Source organism: Mucilaginibacter pallidiroseus (assembly GCF_007846085.1).
In the GTDB taxonomy this organism is placed as follows: domain Bacteria; phylum Bacteroidota; class Bacteroidia; order Sphingobacteriales; family Sphingobacteriaceae; genus Mucilaginibacter; species Mucilaginibacter pallidiroseus.
The window spans coordinates 285,356-304,121 of record NZ_VOEJ01000001.1 but is presented as its reverse complement, the minus strand read 5'-3'; the positions used below and the strand labels follow the sequence as shown (position 1 = coordinate 304,121).

Annotated in this window: 17 protein-coding genes and 2 tRNA genes; 11 read left to right on the top strand and 8 right to left on the bottom strand. The window is 41.9% G+C overall.

Going from position 1 to position 18,766, the window contains the following annotated elements; translation table 11 throughout:
• Positions 1-168 precede the first annotated feature (168 nt).
• On the top strand, positions 169-339 hold the full coding sequence (locus FPZ43_RS19200) for a hypothetical protein (protein WP_186461731.1): 171 nt from the start codon (positions 169-171) through the stop codon (positions 337-339).
• A gap of 36 nt (positions 340-375) precedes the next feature.
• Here the strand turns inward: FPZ43_RS19200 and FPZ43_RS01300 are convergent, their stop codons facing one another.
• Complete coding sequence (locus tag FPZ43_RS01300) at positions 376-720, bottom strand: glycosyltransferase family 1 protein (RefSeq protein WP_146380042.1); 345 nt, start codon at positions 718-720, stop codon at positions 376-378.
• A gap of 200 nt (positions 721-920) precedes the next feature.
• Here FPZ43_RS01300 and FPZ43_RS01295 point away from each other — a divergent pair, with 200 nt between their 5' ends.
• Positions 921-1,703, top strand: coding sequence for a hypothetical protein (locus FPZ43_RS01295; protein WP_146380041.1), 783 nt, complete (start codon positions 921-923; stop codon positions 1,701-1,703).
• A gap of 140 nt (positions 1,704-1,843) precedes the next feature.
• Here FPZ43_RS01295 and clpB read toward each other — a convergent pair whose 3' ends face one another.
• Complete coding sequence (gene clpB, locus FPZ43_RS01290) at positions 1,844-4,441, bottom strand: ATP-dependent chaperone ClpB (RefSeq protein WP_146380040.1); 2,598 nt, start codon at positions 4,439-4,441, stop codon at positions 1,844-1,846.
• A 182-nt stretch (positions 4,442-4,623) separates the two neighbouring features.
• Between clpB and FPZ43_RS01285 the strand changes: the two genes are divergently transcribed.
• On the top strand, positions 4,624-5,955 hold the full coding sequence (locus FPZ43_RS01285) for a sensor histidine kinase (protein ID WP_146380039.1): 1,332 nt from the start codon (positions 4,624-4,626) through the stop codon (positions 5,953-5,955).
• Positions 5,956-6,043: 88 nt separating this feature from the next.
• Here the strand turns inward: FPZ43_RS01285 and FPZ43_RS01280 are convergent, their stop codons facing one another.
• Positions 6,044-7,471, bottom strand: coding sequence for an ATP-dependent DNA helicase (locus FPZ43_RS01280; RefSeq protein WP_146380038.1), 1,428 nt, complete (start codon positions 7,469-7,471; stop codon positions 6,044-6,046).
• 66 nt (positions 7,472-7,537) lie between these two features.
• Between FPZ43_RS01280 and FPZ43_RS01275 the strand changes: the two genes are divergently transcribed.
• From FPZ43_RS01275 to coaD, 4 genes are read left to right on the top strand one after another with little or no spacing between them, the layout of a single operon-like run.
• Entirely contained in the window at positions 7,538-8,350 is an 813-nt protein-coding gene (locus tag FPZ43_RS01275; protein WP_146380037.1) for a DUF3822 family protein, read from the top strand.
• Complete coding sequence (gene rsmD / locus FPZ43_RS01270) at positions 8,326-8,871, top strand: 16S rRNA (guanine(966)-N(2))-methyltransferase RsmD (RefSeq protein WP_146380036.1); 546 nt, start codon at positions 8,326-8,328, stop codon at positions 8,869-8,871. The genes FPZ43_RS01275 and rsmD overlap by 25 nt, the downstream gene beginning before the upstream one ends.
• A 31-nt stretch (positions 8,872-8,902) precedes the next feature.
• Complete coding sequence (gene nudK, locus FPZ43_RS01265) at positions 8,903-9,484, top strand: GDP-mannose pyrophosphatase NudK (RefSeq protein WP_146380035.1); 582 nt, start codon at positions 8,903-8,905, stop codon at positions 9,482-9,484.
• 38 nt (positions 9,485-9,522) lie between these two features.
• Positions 9,523-9,987 carry a pantetheine-phosphate adenylyltransferase gene (gene coaD, locus FPZ43_RS01260; RefSeq protein ID WP_146380034.1) on the top strand — a complete coding sequence of 155 codons (465 nt, stop codon included), beginning with the start codon at positions 9,523-9,525 and terminating at the stop codon, positions 9,985-9,987.
• Here coaD and FPZ43_RS01255 read toward each other — a convergent pair.
• Complete coding sequence (locus FPZ43_RS01255; RefSeq protein ID WP_146380033.1) at positions 9,953-10,591, bottom strand: NUDIX hydrolase; 639 nt, start codon at positions 10,589-10,591, stop codon at positions 9,953-9,955. The two genes, coaD and FPZ43_RS01255, sit on opposite strands and share 35 nt — an antisense overlap.
• On the opposite strand from FPZ43_RS01255, the gene pyrE reads away from it, so the two are divergent.
• The 3 genes from pyrE (at position 10,590) to FPZ43_RS01240 (ending at position 13,642) form a co-directional block, all read left to right on the top strand.
• Positions 10,590-11,234 carry an orotate phosphoribosyltransferase gene (gene pyrE, locus FPZ43_RS01250; protein ID WP_146380032.1) on the top strand — a complete coding sequence of 215 codons (645 nt, stop codon included), beginning with the start codon at positions 10,590-10,592 and terminating at the stop codon, positions 11,232-11,234. The two genes, FPZ43_RS01255 and pyrE, sit on opposite strands and share 2 nt — an antisense overlap.
• A gap of 13 nt (positions 11,235-11,247) precedes the next feature.
• Positions 11,248-11,649, top strand: coding sequence for an SRPBCC family protein (locus tag FPZ43_RS01245; protein ID WP_146380031.1), 402 nt, complete (start codon positions 11,248-11,250; stop codon positions 11,647-11,649).
• A gap of 364 nt (positions 11,650-12,013) precedes the next feature.
• Positions 12,014-13,642: an ABC-F family ATP-binding cassette domain-containing protein gene (locus FPZ43_RS01240; protein WP_146380030.1), complete on the top strand. Its 1,629-nt coding sequence runs from the start codon at positions 12,014-12,016 to the stop codon at positions 13,640-13,642.
• 73 nt (positions 13,643-13,715) lie between these two features.
• Here the strand turns inward: FPZ43_RS01240 and FPZ43_RS01235 are convergent, their stop codons facing one another.
• Entirely contained in the window at positions 13,716-14,897 is a 1,182-nt protein-coding gene (locus tag FPZ43_RS01235) for a TlpA family protein disulfide reductase (RefSeq protein ID WP_146380029.1), read from the bottom strand.
• A 250-nt stretch (positions 14,898-15,147) separates the two neighbouring features.
• On the opposite strand from FPZ43_RS01235, the gene FPZ43_RS01230 reads away from it, so the two are divergent.
• A complete protein-coding gene (locus FPZ43_RS01230) occupies positions 15,148-16,230 on the top strand; it encodes an AI-2E family transporter (protein ID WP_146380028.1) in 1,083 nt (360 codons plus the stop codon).
• A 77-nt stretch (positions 16,231-16,307) separates the two neighbouring features.
• Here FPZ43_RS01230 and FPZ43_RS01225 read toward each other — a convergent pair whose 3' ends face one another.
• From FPZ43_RS01225 to FPZ43_RS01215, 3 genes are all read right to left on the bottom strand, one after another.
• Entirely contained in the window at positions 16,308-18,302 is a 1,995-nt protein-coding gene (locus FPZ43_RS01225; protein ID WP_146380027.1) for an ATP-binding protein, read from the bottom strand.
• A 258-nt stretch (positions 18,303-18,560) separates the two neighbouring features.
• Positions 18,561-18,633: transfer RNA gene (locus tag FPZ43_RS01220), tRNA-Lys, on the bottom strand.
• Between the two features lie 43 nt (positions 18,634-18,676).
• A tRNA-Lys gene (locus FPZ43_RS01215) sits at positions 18,677-18,749 on the bottom strand.
• Between the last annotated feature and the right edge of the window lie 17 nt (positions 18,750-18,766).

Genomic DNA, 18,766 nt, shown 5'->3' with positions numbered 1-18,766 from the left:
CACTAACCCAAGTTGCCAACGACACTTTGCTCGGATACTAACTGCATACCTTAACCCAAAAGTCGCTATGGAAATCAAACATTCGCTAACTGAAATAACTTTGACGAGGTAGTTGAGAAATGTTTTGACTGGCTTATTAGCCCGAATGTAAAAGTAGCTGTTAAGGCCTTGGCTGCCGACATCTTATATTGCCTGACCGATCGTTACGATTGGATTGCAGCAGAACTGGAAAATCAAATTGTGTTTATGATGCGCGACGGCACAGCTGCTATACAATTGAGAGGAAAAAAGATTATTAATAGTTTACACACCAAAAGTAAAAAGCCAGAATTTCTGTAAATCCTGGCTTTTTTTTGCGACCTCGTCGCAATTAAATTACTGAGTTGGCCTATCATCGCCATGCAAGTTATCGCTTACCTGGTGATGGTGTAGTTTGGCTGCAATGGCTGATGAGCTATCATCTGCATATGTACCATAAGCATTTACTAAAATGCCTTTAAGATTGTATTTACGCGAACTTATACCGTAAACAATAGACATATCGTCAGGATTGCTCTGGCCTTCAAAACGATAAAATTCATCAATTTCGAAATCGTCTGCAGTCATATGTATATCTTGTGCTTTATCGTCTATTGTATCTCCCTCCAGGCTAAGGTTAGCATCGTAACCTCTCTTGGTCAGGTCGTTAGTGGCATCCACTAAAGTTTCAAAATTTTTCATGGTATGTAGTTTTACTTAGTGATTAAAGTTTTCAATAATTAGTAAACCCAAAAACGTGCCTAAAGTTTTGAAACCAACGGTTTACTAAAATCTATTTTTTAGCCTCTTGATAATCAGACGGATTTTCAAAAACACATTCCAAAAAAGCCGGAATACAAAAACTATAGGCTATTTTAGCTAAACCAAACGCAATCACAATCATGAAAAATTTTATGGCTTTAGCCATTGTCGCCCTATCGCTCTCGGCCTGCACTAAAAATAATGACACCCAACCGGATGTCAATACCGAGCCAAATAAATTATTACTCGACTCAGTGATAACATACACCACATCTGGCAAAATCGTTACCGATTACGATTATGATTCCAATAACAATTTAATCGCAGCGTACGAAAGTGAAAGTGATAGCTACTCGACAAGTGTAGTTAAACACCTTTACACCTACGATGCTCAAAACAACCTGGTTAAGTCTGTTATTACAAGGGGTTCTTCAATTGCTACCTTTAATTACAATTACCAAAATAACATACCAACGGTGGTTGATTATACTAATACATCAGAAACGCCGGCAACTTTCACTACCAAAATAACAGTGCAAAATGATAAGGTATCTGTCTCAGAAACCACATCGCCAAATGGCGACGGCGGCATAACAAGCTTTTTATACAACGAGCAAAACCTGATAAAGGAAAGTGTTCAATCCAAAACCAGTTCATACAACCAAACCATAAGCTATGACTTTGGGACAAACCATAATCCATATTTAAACACAGGTAACAAATGGAAATTACCGGATGTTCCTTACGCCAATAAAAATGAGATTTTGACAGAAACAAGCTTAAATAACGGCAGTAGTTCTACAACCACATATACATACGCCTATAATCAGGATGGTTACCCAACAAAAGGTTTACAACGCCGCACCAACTCCGCTGGATCTAAGGAAACCGTGATCGAGTATAAGTACATCAAGGCTAAATAATAATAACTTAACATTAACAAAAAGGGCCTCACAATGGGAGGCCCTTTTGCCTGAACATGCTTGTTTAAATGCTTACACCGGCGACTAACAAATCAATCAGCATATAGCCATAACATGCCGCCGGCTCTCAACTTCACCTATCAATCATTTGCATTTAAAAAAACAAAGTTGTTATCAAACATATCCAGCTTTATCCTGCTGTCGCGGTCAACTTTGCCAGCCAGTATCTGTTTAGATAATTCGTTAAGTATTTTCTTCTGTATAACACGTTTAAGTGGCCTTGCGCCAAACTGCGGATCGTAACCCAACTGGGCAAGCCAATCAAGTGCTTCTTCAGTGGCTTCAATACTTACACCCATTTCTGCCAGTGTTTGCTGCACCTGCCTAAATTGCAGCTTAACAATATCAGTGATCTCGTTACGGCTCAACGGCGTAAACATTATGATCTCGTCAATCCTGTTTAAAAACTCAGGCCGTATGGTTTGCTTCAACAAATTAAATAGCTCATTTTTAGTTTTAGCTATTACCTGCTCTTTATCGCTATCCTCAAAATCCTGGAAATTCTCCTGGATAAGGTTGGATCCAATGTTTGAGGTCATGATGATGATGGTATTTTTAAAATTCACAACACGGCCCTTGTTGTCTGTTAGGTGACCATCATCAAGTACCTGCAACAGTATGTTAAACACATCCGGATGCGCCTTTTCAATCTCATCAAGCAAAACCACACTGTAAGGTTTACGGCGTACTGCCTCGGTCAACTGCCCGCCTTCATCATAACCAACGTAACCCGGAGGCGCGCCGATTAATCGTGATACGGCATGGCGTTCCTGGTACTCACTCATATCAATCCGCACCATCGAGTTTTCATCATTAAACAGGTACTCTGCCAAAGCTTTCGCTAACTCGGTTTTACCTACACCTGTTGTACCCAGGAATATGAACGATCCAATTGGCTTGCGTTTGTCCTGCAAACCTGCACGACTACGGCGTATGGCATCACTAATTGCTTCAATAGCCTCTTGCTGACCGGCTACACGTTTGTGCAGTTCATCCTCCAGGTTTAGCAACTTTTCGCGCTCACTCTGGATCATTTTACTAACCGGGATACCTGTCCAGCGTGAAACGACACCTGCAATATCATCTGCAGTAACTTCTTCCTTAAGCATGCGGCTATCCTGCTGATTTTCCTGCAATGCCGCCTTTAAGTCTTCCACTTCCTTTTGTGCCTGTACAATTGTACCGTAGCGTAGCTCGGCAACCTTACCGTAGTCTCCGGCGCGTTCGGCTTGCTCGGCTTCGAGCTTATAGTTCTCGATCTGCTCAACCTTTTGGTTAATGCCATCAACCAAATCTTTCTCGCCTTTCCAGCGGGCACGTAATGAGTCGCGCTCTGACGACAGGTTAGCTATTTCTTCGCTTAGTTCTTTAACCTTGTGGTCGTCCTTTTCACGTTTAATGGCTTCGCGCTCAATTTCAAGCTGCATAATGCGGCGTTCCAATTCGTCAACCGCTTCCGGTACCGAATCCATCTCCAAACGCAGTTTAGATGCAGCCTCGTCCATTAAGTCGATCGCTTTATCGGGCAAAAACCTGTCAGATATGTAGCGTTGCGACATTTCAACCGAAGCTATAATTGCTTCGTCTTTGATACGCACTTTATGGTGTGCCTCATAACGTTCTTTCAATCCGCGAAGGATAGATATTGCATCGGCAGTGTCCGGCTCATCAACCATTACTTTTTGAAAGCGGCGCTCAAGTGCCTTATCTTTTTCGATATATTTTTGATACTCGTTTAGCGTGGTTGCACCTATCGAGCGCAGTTCGCCACGGGCAAGGGCCGGTTTAAGGATGTTAGCCGCATCCATAGCGCCTTCACCGCCACCGGCACCAACAAGGGTGTGTATCTCGTCTATAAACAGTACGATCTCGCCATCACTCTGGATCACTTCCTTGATAACAGCTTTAAGGCGCTCTTCAAACTCCCCTTTATATTTTGCGCCAGCCACCAAAGCGCCCATATCCAAAGAGAATACGGTTTTGGTTTTAAGGCTTTCGGGAACATCGCCTTTAATGATACGGAAAGCAATACCTTCGGCAATGGCTGTTTTACCTACCCCAGGCTCGCCCACCAATATTGGGTTGTTTTTTGTACGCCGAGAAAGAATCTGTATTACACGGCGTATCTCTTCATCACGGCCAATAACCGGGTCGAGCTTGCCACTTTCGGCATACTCGTTAAGGTTGCGTGCATATTTGTTGAGTGCGTTGTAAGTTGCTTCAGCATTTTGGTCGGTTACCTTGGTATCCCCGCGCAGGCTCACAATGGCTTTCTTAAGGTCCTTTTCGTTTACGCCAAAATCTTTAAGCGCTGTTGAAGTTTTATCGTTAACAGATAAAAGGCCAAGTAAGATATGCTCTACAGATACAAATTCATCCTTAAACTCCTTTAAGTAACCTTGAGCCTTTTGCAAAGCCGAGTTTACACTTGAAGATAAATAGACATTACTGCCGCTCACTTTGGGGAATGAGGTTATCTGCTCGTCGAGTATAGTGTTTAACCTGTTAAGGTTAACATTTAGCTTTTTTAGTAAGTAGGTTATAACATTTTCATCAACCAGTAACAGCCCTTTTAACAGGTGTGCTGTTTCAATAGCCTGCTGTTGATTACCGGTTGCTATTTCTGAGGCCTTTTGTACGGCCTCTTGTGCTTTTATGGTAAAGTTGTTGAAATTCATAGTACTCAGTTACCTTCAAAACTTTTGCCATAGGTTAAATCATGAAGATTTGGCAAGTCAATTTTATTTAAAACGACATTTTGTCAACAATTTTGAATTGTATTGGTACAACTTGTCGTAATCATTTTAAATTCGCGTTATATCCTGATTTAACGCTTTTGATCACCATCCATATTTAACCATTGGAAACCCACTTTTTTACAAAGCTGCAGCCACGGCACGCAATTGCTTTTCGCAATTACTACACTTTTCAAAATTTGTTGAGTGTACGTACGGCCAGTTTTATATTCCTTACGCTTAACCTGGTAATCCGGATATTGTATTACGCTTTGCCCGCATCACTTACAAAAGCGCAAAACTTCCCTGAATTTAATTTCATCAACTGGGTGTTCATTATTGTTACGCCTGTTTTTTACTTGCTGAGCCACCTGGCAATACAAAGGCTAAGGGTTTCTAAAATCGCATCGGCTGATATGTCGTTGTTGGTATTTGTTTTCAGCCTGTATATCATTTGCTGCGGCATGTACGCCAGTTTCATATCCACGTCCGACCCAAGCAATGCCCTTACACTTTACCTGATTGCTTTAAGCATCGTAAGTTTCCTGTTTATTTTTGAATGGTATGAAACTTTGGTAATGCTTGCGGGGATAGAAATGCTGTTTACAATAATGCTGTTTTATGCACAGGCCGGCCCTACGGAGATGACGCACAATCAGCTTATCTCTGTTACTTTATTGAGCTGCTTTTACCTCACATCACGTTACTTTTTCTCATACAAGGCCAGCTATTACGGGCAGATAGTTGAGATACGCCAAAAAAGCGCTGAGATTGAAAAGGCTAACGTATTTAAAAACCAGGTGTTGGGCACTGTTGCCCATGACCTGCGCAACCCAATAGCTGCGGTTGAATCATTGGCTATGATGATGGAACTCGAAGATATTGATGAAGACACGCAGGATAGCCTTACCATGATGCGCGAATCGTGCGTTAAGGCCCGAACCATAATTGATGATTTATTAGAGGCCGCGCGCGATGAATCGTCTGCAATGCTGATAACACAGCGTACAGAACTTAACGATTGCCTTAAGGGCATAATAAACGGCTGGAAGCTACAGCAAGGCGGCAAAACCAATGTGGCATTGCTGAGCAATGTAAAGGATGCTTATGTGATGATTAACACCGAAAAATTTCCGCGTGTTATGGATAACCTGATCAGCAATGCGCTCAAGTTTTCTAAAGATGGCGACCTGGTTGAGATACATTTGAACGCATTAAAAAACAAATACGTTATTGAAGTAAAAGACAAAGGGCTTGGTATCCCCGCAGCAATGCTGCCCTGCATTTTTGAGCGCTTTTCGGGCGCGGGCCGCACAGGGTTAAAAGGCGAACAATCTACAGGCATAGGTCTGAGTATTGTAAAAGACATTGTAACCGCCCACGGTGGCAAAATAAGCGCCTCCAGCGAAGAAGGCAAAGGCAGCACGTTCAGAATTGAATTACCGAAAGCGGAATAAGCCATCAGTTAATAGATGATAGCCAACAGTTAATAGCAAGAAATTATAATTCCGACTATACAGCGTTAGTTATAAGTCAACTTTCATCTTAAAATGCATCCGCTGGCGCATCAACAAAAAATTTCTCATTAAAGTTTACTAAAAACAATTCGTTGGTGGCACGGGTACAGGCGGTATAAAACCAACGTAAAAAGTCGGTGTTTACCATTTCTTCGGTGAGGTAACCCTGGTCAACAAATACGGCTCCCCACTGGCCACCTTGTGCTTTGTGACAGGTAATGGCATAGGCAAACTTTACCTGCAAGGCGTTATAGTATGGGTTCTTTTTAAGTTCGTTATGCTTCTCGCGCTTGTTAAGTATGTGATCATAATCTTTCATCGCCTCCAGGTAAAAGCGCTTCTGATCGTCCTGCACCAAGGCCGGCGCCTCGGAGTACAAGGTGTCGAGCAATATCTTACAGTCGAGCACTGGGTCTTCGGCGTAATCTATAAATTCCAGCTGCACATCGGCAAACCGGAAGCCGTACATGTCTTCTATACGTCGCACCCTTTTTACTCGGCAAATATCGCCGTTGGCAATAAAGCCAGTGCTGCCCTCTTCCTGATCCTGCAGCCAAAAATAATTGTTCCGTACTACCATCAACTGGTCGCCGCCGGTAAGCTCTTCTTCACGCATTAAAATTCGCCCGCGTATTTGCCGGTTATACAGGTTGGCATTTTTGTTGGAGCGGCAAATAATCAGCGTATCATCGTGACCGTATTTGCTGTAAGCGTAGTTAAGCCCTTCTTCCAGCATATCGCCGCGCATCCTGAAAACATCTTTGTAGCCCTTTGTAACAATGCGGGGCATTACCTCCTTGCCCTGGCGAACGATATCGCGCACGTTGGTTACATTAAATAATATCCCGGAGTCCTTTTGCTGGCGCAACACATCGGTAAGCTCGTAACCAAATACCGAGAGCCCAAACTGGTCTTTTATCAGTTTCATATCTAAGGCCGGGCTATCATCGGCACCAACAGGCGGCAGCTGGGCCGTATCGCCAACCAGCATCAGTTTACAATTACGCTCGTTATAAACGTATGTAACCAAATCATGCAGCAGCGAATTGTGGTTATAGCCGCTCTCATCGGCAATCATGGATGCTTCATCCACAATAAATATGGTGTTGGTGCTCATGTTTTCGCCTGTGGCAAAACCTTCGTCCATATTCATGGCCGACTTTTTACGGTAGATGCGTTTATGTATAGTAAAAGCTTTACGGCCCGAGTAATTGGTTATCACCTTGGCGGCGCGGCCCGTAGGCGCAAGCAACACCGATTTAAAATTGTATTGCGGCAGGGCTTTAACCAATGCGCTAACAATGGTTGTTTTACCCGTACCTGCATAACCACGCAGTACAAAACACTCATCGCCGTCGTCGGCCAATAAAAAGGCATGGATCTTACCAAAAAGCTCCTGCTGTTGTGGCGTGGGTGTATGCGGAAAAGCCTGGGATATAAATTCTGTTGAAGGCACCCACAAAAATGGGAATAAGTAAATTAATTATGTAATTGATAAATATATTACTTTTGTTTACAACGCATGATTGAACAGAGATACTCATACACCAACCCCGGCCTAAACCTTGACCAGGCACACAGTTATAACTTACTGTTACAGGTAGAGCAAAACATATTCAGTTATATTGTTACTAGTGGCCAGGAATTAATGGCCTGGGCAATAAATAACCCCATCAGCGAACTGCACGATCCTGAAGAACTAAAGGATATCCTTACAGCCAATTACAAACAGGTTATAACGGGCGTAACATCAACAGGTTTTACACTGTTGCCGACAGGCCTTTACGAGGCCGGCCGGGTTGCCGATGTTGCCAGGCTGCTTGATGTGCGCGACAACGAAAAGGTATTTGCACAAGAACTGGATGCCGAAAATATGATTATTTACAAGGTTGATAAGGCGCTTATTACCGCTATAACCAATGTAGATAACAGTAATATCAATTACAAAGCAAAAGGTTGGTTACAGGCACTTGCCAACGACCATGCATCAAACCCTACCCTGTATCTTAACGTCAATAATGAACGTGTACAGTTTGCTTACTTTAATGACGGTAAGCTGCGGTTTTACAACGTGTTTAAGTTTGCAGGCCACGAAGAGCTTGCCTATTACTCGGCACTTGTTGCGCAGCAAATTGACCTCACCCCGGCCGATACCAACATTATTATAAGCGGCGATGTTAACCGTACAGATATGTATGTAAGTTACCTTGAGCAATTTTTCCGGTCGGTAAGGCTGAGTCTGATAGAACTGCTGGACATACCGCCGCAACTGGAGTTACACAAAGTTTTGAGTTTAGCCGCCCTTTCACTATGCGCATCATCGGAGGAAAATTAAAGGGATTAAGGCTTAACCCGCCCAAAAATCTTCCCGTTCGCCCTACTACAGACCTTGCCAAAGAGGCTCTCTTTAACATTCTTCAAAACCAGATTGAGTTTGAAGGCATCACCGTGCTTGATTTGTTTAGCGGCACGGGTAACATTGCAATGGAATTTGCATCGCGCGGGGCCGAAAAGGTTATCGGGGTTGACCGCAGCGTGCATTGTGTAAACTATCTTAATGATGTATCGCGCCAGCATGGCTTAACCCAAATTAAAACTTTTAAGGCCGATGTTTTTAAATACCTGGCCATAGAGACCGAGCAATACGACCTGATATTTGCCGACCCACCGTATGACCTTAATAAGATCCCCGAGATATCTAAGATAGTGTTTGATAAAAACCTGCTTAAACCCGGCGGGCTGCTTATAGTAGAGCATCAGTCGATGCAGAACCTAAGCAATCACCCTGCATTTGTAGAGCAGCGCAAATACGGCCACTCGTCGTTTTCATTTTTCAGATTAGCAGAATCCGAGTAAACACAACAAAGCTTTAGTGTATATTTAAGGCATGAAAAACCTAAAACTTATTAATACAGAAATTCTTTCTGATAACTGGTACACCCTTAAAAAAGTAAGTTACGAGTACACTAATACCAATGGCGATGTAGAAACTCATTCGCGCGAGGCTTATGATCGCGGCAACGGTGCCGTAATATTGCTGTACAATACGGAAATTAAAACAGTTGTGTTAACCCGGCAATTCAGGATGCCATCGTACTTAAACGGCAACCCGGATGGTTACCTTATTGAAGCATGTGCAGGTTTGTTAGATAAGGACAATCCCGAAGATTGCATACGCAAGGAAACTGAAGAAGAAACTGGTTATAAAATATCATCGGTGCAAAAGGTTTTTGAAGTGTACATGTCGCCCGGATCAGTAACCGAAATACTTTACTTTTTTACAGCCGAATACAATAAGGACATGAAGGTTAGCGAAGGCGGTGGCCTGGCTCACGAGGACGAAAACATAGAGGTGTTGGAAATGCCATTTACGGCTGCTTTTGAAATGATAAAGACAGGTGAGATAAAGGACGCCAAAACCATTATGCTACTGCAATATGCGCAGATAAACAATTTGCTGGCCTTTTAATTAATGCCTATTTTTGAGCAAGCATCAAAACCTGATTTATGAAGATTGCCCTGTTTCCAGGCTCGTTTGACCCAATTACAAAAGCGCACGTAGATATTGTTAAACGCTCGGTAAGCCTGTTTGACAAATTGTATATTGGTATTGGTGTCAACAGCAACAAGCAAGGGCTTTTAAGCGTTGGCAAACGCGAGGATATGATAAGAGAAGTATTTAAGCATGATGAGCGCATACACGTTATTGCTTACGAGGGGCTTACCGTAAATTTTTGTAAAAGCATAGGTGCCGACTATATGATAAGGGGCATACGTACCGTGTCGGACTTTGAGTATGAAAAGGCCATAGCCCAGATGAACCATGCTCTTGAGCCTGAGATTGAAAGCATTTTTATAGTGAGCAAACCGGGCTACTCGTCCATCAGCTCGAGCATTGTAAGGGAGATAATACGTTACAATGGCGATGTAAGCCAGTTTATCCCAAAAGAGGCCATACCTTTTCTTCAATAACACCGGCTTTTTCAAGCACATCAATTATTGACGGGAAAGTGTTGGTAACCAATGCAGGTATCTCCTCTTTGCCAAACCAGCGCACATCAGTAATGCCTTCCTCTAACTGGGGCACCAGTTTAGCTTTACCTTTATAACGCATGCTATACCAATGCGAACGCTTTAATACTACCTCGCCTTTGTAAACATAGGTATGATAGGTTTTGCAAAGCTTTTCTTCAAGCTTATTTACTTTTATACCGCACTCCTCTTCCACCTCGCGCACTGCGGCAACTTTATTTTTTTCTTTCTTCTCGATTTTACCCTTCGGCAGGTCCCACTTACCGTTCCGGAAAATAAAAAGGTATTTGCTATCGGTATTTTTTACCAGCCCGCCGGCGGCGTCAATAACGGTAACGCTTTTGCGTATTTGTTTTAGTAACGCTTTGGGGTCGGTGGTAACAACGTAAAAACAGTCGGCCTTTTGTTTAGCTGTCCAGTAATAAATCAATTTCAGATCAAAGCCCTCATCCTCAATTATTTGTTCCTTTTTTGTGTCAGCAGGGTAATCTGAAGTGATGAAAACCACTTTCTCGTTAATATAAATTCTGTATTTTTGAGCCATGTTTACGAATAGTGAAACCGAACAACAAGTTGCCGAATTTTTGCTGCAAATTAAAGCAATTAAATTACAACCTAATAATCCTTTTACCTGGGCATCTGGCTGGAAATCTCCAATTTACTGCGATAACCGCGTAACCCTGTCATACCCAACCATTCGTACATACATAAGGCACAAACTTGCCTCTGTTATACAGGAAGAGTACGGCTCTGTTGAGTGTATTGCCGGTGTTGCTACAGCGGGTATACCACAAGGCGCGCTTGTAGCGCAGGAACTAGGCCTTCCGTTTATTTATGTGCGTGCCAAACCAAAAGAACATGGACGCGGCAACATGATTGAAGGGGAGTTATCGCCCGGCAAGCGTGTTGTGGTTATTGAGGATTTAATATCTACCGGCAAAAGCAGCCTGCAGGCAGTTGATGCTTTGCGCGAAGCCGGTTATACCGTTGCAGGCCTTGCGGCAATATTCACTTACGGTTTTGATATAGCCGACGAAAACTTTAAGAACGCCAAGTGCCCTTATTTTACCTTATCAAATTATAGCGCCCTGTTAAAATATGCAGAGGAACACCAGTTTATTGCTGCTGCCGATGTTGCCGTATTAAAGCAATGGCGTGAGCAACCTGAAACATGGGGCCAGCAATAATCTAAAATTCGATATGAGTTTATTTTTGAGTAGCGTATCGGTGGAGCAGCCCGTAAGTGCTGTTTACGCTTTTTTAGCGGATATGAATAACCAGGGGCAGCTAATGCCCGATAATATAATTAATTGGTCATCTACTGCGGACGAAGCAAGTTTTGAAATTCAAAACATCACTTCACTTTCATTGCGCATCGAAGAGCGGGTCACCAATACATCGGTGCGTATTCTACCTTCGCAACAACCTCCTTTTGAAATGGAGCTTTTTTGGTCATTGATAGGCAATGGTAGCTCTACGGCTGTCACGTTCACAATCAACGCTCAATTAAACATGATGATGAAAATGCTGGCCTCGGCTCCACTTCAAAAATTAGCCGATGAGGAAACCAGGCGTCTTTCAGCCATATTAGCTGCCAAATAAAATATTAAAAATCTCTGTAGGTCTTAACATCACGCAACATAATAATTGCATTGATAATAACGAGGCCGATAACAACTGCTGCCATTTTAGTAGTATAACTGTTTACTGGTATAATTGGTTATTGTGTAGTACGGTGAAAGGAAAGCAAATGTTATTCCAAAATTAATTTAACGTAAAAAATCGTATAGCTATTATGTTTATGGGTTATTTTTCCCCACAATTGGGAATAATTCATCCCAAGCAGATACTATTGATCACAAGTCAGTCTACACGCCGACTTAATTTCGGTTCATCAACCCATTTCTGAGATACATATCGATTATATGAGTAATTAGCCGTATTTTTGCACGAAATATAGTACAGCATGATTACGGTATCAAACTTATCCTTACGTTACGGCAAGCGTACACTTTTTGAAGATGTTAACCTAAAATTTACCCAGGGTAATTGCTATGGCATTATTGGGGCTAACGGCGCAGGTAAATCTACCTTCCTTAAAATATTATCTAAAGATATTGACCCTACCAGTGGTTCGGTAAGTTTTACGCCCGGCGAACGTATGGCCGTGCTTAGCCAAAACCACTATGCCTTTGACGAATTTACCGTTCTTGAAACCGTGATGATGGGCCACAAGGAGATGTATGCGGTAATGAAAGAAAAAGATGCCATTTACCTAAAAGAAGATTTTAGCGATGCCGATGGCGAACGTGCCGGCGAGCTGGAAAATCTTTTTGCCGAAATGGATGGCTGGAATGCTGAAAGCAACGCCGCTACCCTATTAAGCAATTTGGGCATTAAAGAGGAGTTTCATTATAAACTGGTAAAGGATCTGGATAATACGCAAAAGGTACGTGTGTTATTGGCGCAAGCCTTGTTTGGTAAGCCCGACATCCTTTTACTGGATGAGCCTACCAACGATTTGGACATACATACCATTAGCTGGCTTGAAGATTTCCTTGCATCGTACGAAGCCATAGTACTTGTTGTATCGCACGACAGGCACTTCCTTGATACGGTTTGTACGCACATAGTAGATATCGACTTCGGTAAGATGACTATTTATACCGGTAACTATACGTTTTGGTATGAAAGCAGCCAGCTTGCCCTTAAACAACGCGCCGATCAAAATAAAAAGGCCGAAGATAAGGTTAAAGAACTTCAGGAGTTCATCCGTCGTTTTAGCGCGAACGCATCGAAATCCAAACAAGCTACCAGCCGTAAAAAAGCTTTGGATAAGATTAACCTCGACGAAATCCAGCCATCTAACCGCAAGTACCCGGGAATTATATTCAACAACCAGGGCCGGGAAATTGGCGACCAGGTGTTGCAAACAGAAAACCTTGGCAAGTCGCTCAACGGTGAAGTGCTGTTTGCTGATGTAAACCTGATGCTAAATAAAGGCGATAAAGTTGCTATTTTATCACAAAATAGTTTAGCCACCACAGCCTTTTACGAGATACTTACAGGGCAAGATACCGATTACAAGGGCAGCTTTAAATGGGGTGTTACAGTTAATGCGGCTGACATACCTATTGATAACGCTGAATACTTTAAGGGTAAAGACCTTAACCTCATTGACTGGCTGCGCGAATACTCGCCCGGCGAAAAAGACGACCAGTTTATTCGTGGCTTTTTAGGCCGGATGCTATTTAGCGGCGAAGAAGTTTTGAAGAAAAGCAATGTATTATCGGGTGGCGAAAAAATGCGTTGTATGTTTAGCCGCATGATGTTGCAATCTGCCAACCTGCTTATCCTTGACGAGCCTACCAACCACCTCGACCTTGAATCGATCACGGCCCTTAACAACGGCATGAAGGATTTTAGGGGCAATATTATCTTCACCTCGCGAGATCATGAACTCGTACAAACCGTTGCCAACCGCATTATCGAGATAACTCCTAACGGAACCATTGATAAGCTAATGAGCTACGATGAATACATTAACAGCGACGCCGTACAAAAGCAACGTGAAGAATTATATGCGATGGCATAGATCATTTTAAACAACAAACAAAAAACGCCCTATTAAATTAGCAGGGCGTTTTTTGTTACAATACTTGTTTTATCTACATAAGTTCCTTACTCAATATTTTATCTAAATCAATGGTATAAGACTTAATTTCATCTGAGCGGTAAATTATTTTACCTGCAGGATCTATTAAAAAGTAACTTGGATAGCTGTGTACACCATATAGCCTTGATAGATCCGAGTCTTTATCAAAATATTGGGACCAATTCATCTGATTGTCTTTAACACCTTTTATCATATGATTGAGTTTTTTGTCAGCGCTAATGCCAATAATTGTAAGTTTTTGCTCAGGATATTTTTTGCGTAGCGATTTTACATAGGGAATTTCGCGCAGGCAAGGTCCACACCAAGTAGCCCAAAAGTCGACCAAAACATATCTGCCCTTTAAGTTGGTTAAATTTAAAATGGTGTTATCTAATGTTTTAATTTTAAAAGGCGGAGCTGCTTCACCAACCTTTAATGGAGCAATACGTAATTGAAATACCCGCATCAGTTCACTTGCTTCAAAACTTTGTTTTATATCGCGCGAAAAAGTGTTTTGAAGATAATCCAAATGCCATTTTAACGATGCCCTGCCAGGTTGGTTGTTAAGGATACGCTGCGCGATATTAGTTTTGTAGTACCAAAACGCTAAATAGTTATCGGGATATCTCCTAAGAAAATTTAATGTGCGCTGTTCGGTTTCATTTACCATCTTGTAGTAAAGTGTTTTCAGCGAATCATTTCTGTTTAAACTATCCTTATGTAATTGGACAAATTTCCAGGTTTCCAAATTTTGCTTTTTGTTATACTTTACTAATTCATGATAAAATTTGTTATATGTAGTGTCGTAAGTATCAACAGCGTTAATTAAACTTGTATGTGTTAATGATTGGTAATCATTTGATTTATATCCTAAATTAATTTGTGCGGGCTTATCACCGACGAGATAGCTGCCAAAATATGGGGCTCCATCCTTATTAATATAAATTACGTCGAGCGATGCAAACTTTGAAAAGTAATTCCCTTGAACGACAACGGTTTCCGACTTGTAAACCGAGTCTCCTAAAAAAACTATGGTTTTGCCACTGTCGTACTGAAACCTTAATTTTTTAGCTATAAGGCTTGAATCTAACTTTATAGTAACATTGAATTGCTTTTGCGCAGAGGCGACTTGCAGCAAGCAAAACATTATGATAATAAGAGCTGACGAATGCTTAGGGATACTTTTATCGCTCATCGTGTTAAGGTTTGCACTAAGATAAAAAGCATCTGCTACAGCTTACGTTAAAAATTGTTAAATATAATTGAGGCGAATAACAAGGCCGCTACTTAAAATATTCCAAGTTACTTTGATGGGGATAATAACCTGGACTTGCTAATCAAGTTGTTTGAATAACGATGTATCAAAGCGAGACAATATCTCAACTCTTTTAAATTTAAAGCGCTTTCATGTAAACATTATAGCTTAACTACCATTGTAGATATATATGTCTACTACAAATACAAATTCTGATACAAAAAAGCCTGCACCGGGCGAATTGAGAAACTTCGCCAAAAAAGTATGGATAGTTGTTGGTATACTTGCTCTCAGCGTGTGCCTCATCCTCATCTTAAGGGTAGCGTTCAACATCGTTTTAATGGTTTTCGCAGCATCGCTTATTGCGGTGTTCTTCCATGGGCTTGGCGATTTTATACAACGCAGAACAAAACTTAAACGGCCAGCTGCAATGGCTATCTCCGTTATAGGGTCATTTTTGATACTGATCGCCTTATTTTGGTTTATGGGTGCAACCATCCAATCGCAGGTTAAAGCTTTAAGCGATGATTTTCCGGTGCTTGTGGAAAAAGGCAAAACGCAGCTTGAGAAAAGCGATATCGGAAGGTCTATAATAGAAAAAATAAACCGGATAGATTCGGGAATGGTAATGTCAAAAGCCCAGGGAGTATTCAGCACCAGCTTTGGTGTTTTGGGGGATTTATATATCATCCTGTTTTTAGGGATATTTTTTACGGTTAGTCCATCTATTTATAAAGATGGCATCATAATACTTTCACCAAACAGCGCTAAAAAAGATACCCGTGTTGTTCTTGACCGGATCAGCCTGGTATTAAAAGGCTGGTTAAAAGGTATGTTGCTGGCAATGTTGCTCATAGCTATATTAAGCGTAACCGGACTTACTATCTTGGGCATCCCTATGGCGCTCACCCTTGCACTTATGGCTGGTCTCCTAAATTTCATACCCAACTTCGGCCCGCTTATAGCAATGGTGCCGGCAGTATTGCTTGGCTTAACGGTAGGCCCAAACACAGCTATTATCATAGCTGTAATGTACATACTTATACAAACGCTCGAGAGCAATGTAATTACCCCAATGGTGCAGAAACGAATGATTGACCTACCGCCAGCCTTGACAATCATTGCGCAATTACTTATGGGATCATTATCCGGTGTATTAGGTATATTACTGGCAACACCACTCTTGGCCATTGTGATGGTACTGGTTGATGAACTTTACGTAAAAAAACAAGGCAAAAGTGAAACTGAAGCCGTAATAGAGAAAAACGATTAAAAAGATTGACTTCCTTATTCAACAAAGCCTCAGCTTTGCTGAGGCTTTGTTGAATGGATCATATACAATTTTATTTGTTAGTCAGCGTCAGCTAATGGTATCTCGAACCAAAACGTACTTCCTTTTCCTAACTGACTATCAACACCAATCTTGCCACCATGCCCACGGATAATCTCCTGGCATATGTACAGGCCGATGCCAAAACCACTGATATGATTGATGTCTTTTGATTCTGCTCTGTAAAAACGCTCAAACACGCGCAGTCTGTCTTTTTCGGATATACCCATCCCCTCGTCTTTAACTGTTACAAAGGCATTAGACCCTTTGGTAACACAATCCACCTTAATTGTGGTATAGTCTGGCGAATATTTAATGGCGTTATTAATAAAATTAATCACTACCTGCTCAATTTTGTCCTGGTCTGCATGGACAAGTGTGTGTTTAACGGGCGCGTAAATAACGGTGTGCGTGCTGACGTTTAATAACAATTCGCTTTCAGAGTTCTTGACAAGATCTGCCATATCAAAAGTGGTGCGATTAAGTTTTATTTTGGTGTCGCCGAGACGTGCCACATCCAGAAAACCAGTAATCAGTGCATTCATTTTATTTGATTGCGACAAAGCCTTACTTGTTAAATGGAGTAAACTTACATCAGTTAACTTTTTTGCTTTTGCTTCAAGAATTTGCAAATAACCCTTTAAAGAGGTTAATGGCGACTTTAGTTCATGACTCACAATGCCTATGAAATCTTGCTTGCGTTGTTCTTCCAGTTTACGGTCTGTAATATCCAACATAGTTCCGGAAAGATTCGGTTGATGCGTTTCGTCGCCCGGAAACATTTTCCCGGTTGCTCTTACCCACCGTGTCATCCCATCATGAAAACCAACTACCGGATATTCGATATCATAAGGTTTGCCTGTAGATATTGCGTCCTCAACGGCTTGCGTAACCGTTTGCTTATAGACTTCCGGTATTTGATTAAGAGCTGCCTCATATGGCATTGCGTCATCAGGATTAAAGCCAAATATTTCTTTTAAACGAATGGATGGAATAAATTCACGGGTGTTAGCATCAATAAACCATGTACCCAGGTTTGCCGATTGTACGGCTACACGCAACTGTTCTTCAGCTCGTTCGATGGCCAATCTGTTTTTAACCAGCTCAGTCACGTCCAACGCGGTGTTCAGCAAACCCCAAACGGTTCCATCAGCGGATTTTAAAGGTGTAAAGGAATAGTTGTAATAAAACTCTCGCAATACTCCGTTGTGCACGTAAGACATATGTGCCTCTGTTTGTGAGTATGATTCTCCAGTATAATAGCAACGTTGCATTGTAAGCGGAAAGTTTAGTGCTGCAAGCTCCGGCAACGCCATATTAAACGGCAATCCAAATACGGCCTCCGTTTTTCCCCAGGCTTTCAGCATAAGATCGTTACCAAATCTAATAACCATTTCCTTGCCGGTGTGCAACGCCATAGCCAGTGGCGTGTTCTTAATAATCTGCATGGCTTCGCCCTCCTTCTCTTTAAGCAAGTCGTTAAGGCGCTTTACCCGTTGGTTGGCAGATTCTAATGTTATAAGGTGCTTTCTGAGAATCAATTTATCTACAACCTGGCTTGCCAATATCTCGAGCCCCTTGCGTTGCGTGTCGTTAAGTTTTTTTGTGATGCTATCGATCACGCAGAGCGAGCCTAATGCATGGCCTTTATCATCTACTAAAGGCATGCCTGCGTAAAATGTTATATGAGGGGCACCCGTTACTAAAGGGTTGTTTTTAAACCTTGAGTCGGCATGCGCGTCCTCAACCTGCATCAATTCGTTGGGCTTTTTGATAGCATGTGCGCAAAAGGAATAAAGGCGGTCAGTTTCGCTTACGTCAACACCTTTGGCTGATTTAAACCACTGCCGATCTTTATCTATGAAACTTATGAGGGCAATGGGCGTTCCGCAAATTGCAGCTGCAAGTTCTGTGATCTCGTCGTAATCTTTTTCTGTAGCCGTGTCAAGTATGTTATATGACTTTAAAGCTTCAATTCTCTTTAGCTCTTTAGCATTAATTGGAGCGTCTGGCATATCTGTAATAGCGGATTTGGGCTACTAAAATAAGTAATTTTTTGAAGCGAGGTTAGTGCTTTATTGTGTGTTTTTAATAAAAAGGTGGCTGCGACAGACTTGTTCTTAAATGAGAAAAGATAGCAGCTTAATTTTAAAAGCCGAAGGCTAATTCCGCCTTTTAAATCCTCGCAAATAAACTATTATAAGCAATCATGGATTACAAACTAAATGATTAATAAAGCAAAAAGCCCCTTAGTAAACTAAGAGGCTTTTAAGTGATCCCGCTGGGACTCGAACCCAGGACCCCAACATTAAAAGTGTTATGCTCTACCGGCTGAGCTACGGAATCATTTTACATTTATCGTCGTCAAATTAACCCGGTAGGTTAATTGTGACCCCGCTGAGGCTCGAACTCAGGACCCACAGATTAAGAGTCTGTTGCTCTACCAACTGAGCTACGGAGTCGTAATGGTTGGTATGTT

Bases quoted from the DNA above. Each gene is read 5' to 3' on its own strand.
- coaD (WP_146380034.1), top strand. From the start codon at position 9,523: ATGAAGATTGCCCTGTTTCCAGGCTCGTTTGACCCAATTACAAAAGCG.
- pyrE (WP_146380032.1), top strand. From the start codon at position 10,590: ATGTTTACGAATAGTGAAACCGAACAACAAGTTGCCGAATTTTTGCTG.
- rsmD (WP_146380036.1), top strand. From the start codon at position 8,326: ATGCGCATCATCGGAGGAAAATTAAAGGGATTAAGGCTTAACCCGCCC.
- FPZ43_RS01275 (WP_146380037.1), top strand. From the start codon at position 7,538: ATGATTGAACAGAGATACTCATACACCAACCCCGGCCTAAACCTTGAC.
- FPZ43_RS01235 (WP_146380029.1), bottom strand. From the start codon at position 14,897: ATGAGCGATAAAAGTATCCCTAAGCATTCGTCAGCTCTTATTATCATA.
- FPZ43_RS01255 (WP_146380033.1), bottom strand. From the start codon at position 10,591: ATGGCTCAAAAATACAGAATTTATATTAACGAGAAAGTGGTTTTCATC.
- FPZ43_RS01230 (WP_146380028.1), top strand. From the start codon at position 15,148: ATGTCTACTACAAATACAAATTCTGATACAAAAAAGCCTGCACCGGGC.
- FPZ43_RS01240 (WP_146380030.1), top strand. From the start codon at position 12,014: ATGATTACGGTATCAAACTTATCCTTACGTTACGGCAAGCGTACACTT.
- clpB (WP_146380040.1), bottom strand. From the start codon at position 4,441: ATGAATTTCAACAACTTTACCATAAAAGCACAAGAGGCCGTACAAAAG.
- FPZ43_RS01295 (WP_146380041.1), top strand. From the start codon at position 921: ATGAAAAATTTTATGGCTTTAGCCATTGTCGCCCTATCGCTCTCGGCC.
- FPZ43_RS01225 (WP_146380027.1), bottom strand. From the start codon at position 18,302: ATGCCAGACGCTCCAATTAATGCTAAAGAGCTAAAGAGAATTGAAGCT.
- FPZ43_RS01245 (WP_146380031.1), top strand. From the start codon at position 11,248: ATGAGTTTATTTTTGAGTAGCGTATCGGTGGAGCAGCCCGTAAGTGCT.
- nudK (WP_146380035.1), top strand. From the start codon at position 8,903: ATGAAAAACCTAAAACTTATTAATACAGAAATTCTTTCTGATAACTGG.
- FPZ43_RS01300 (WP_146380042.1), bottom strand. From the start codon at position 720: ATGAAAAATTTTGAAACTTTAGTGGATGCCACTAACGACCTGACCAAG.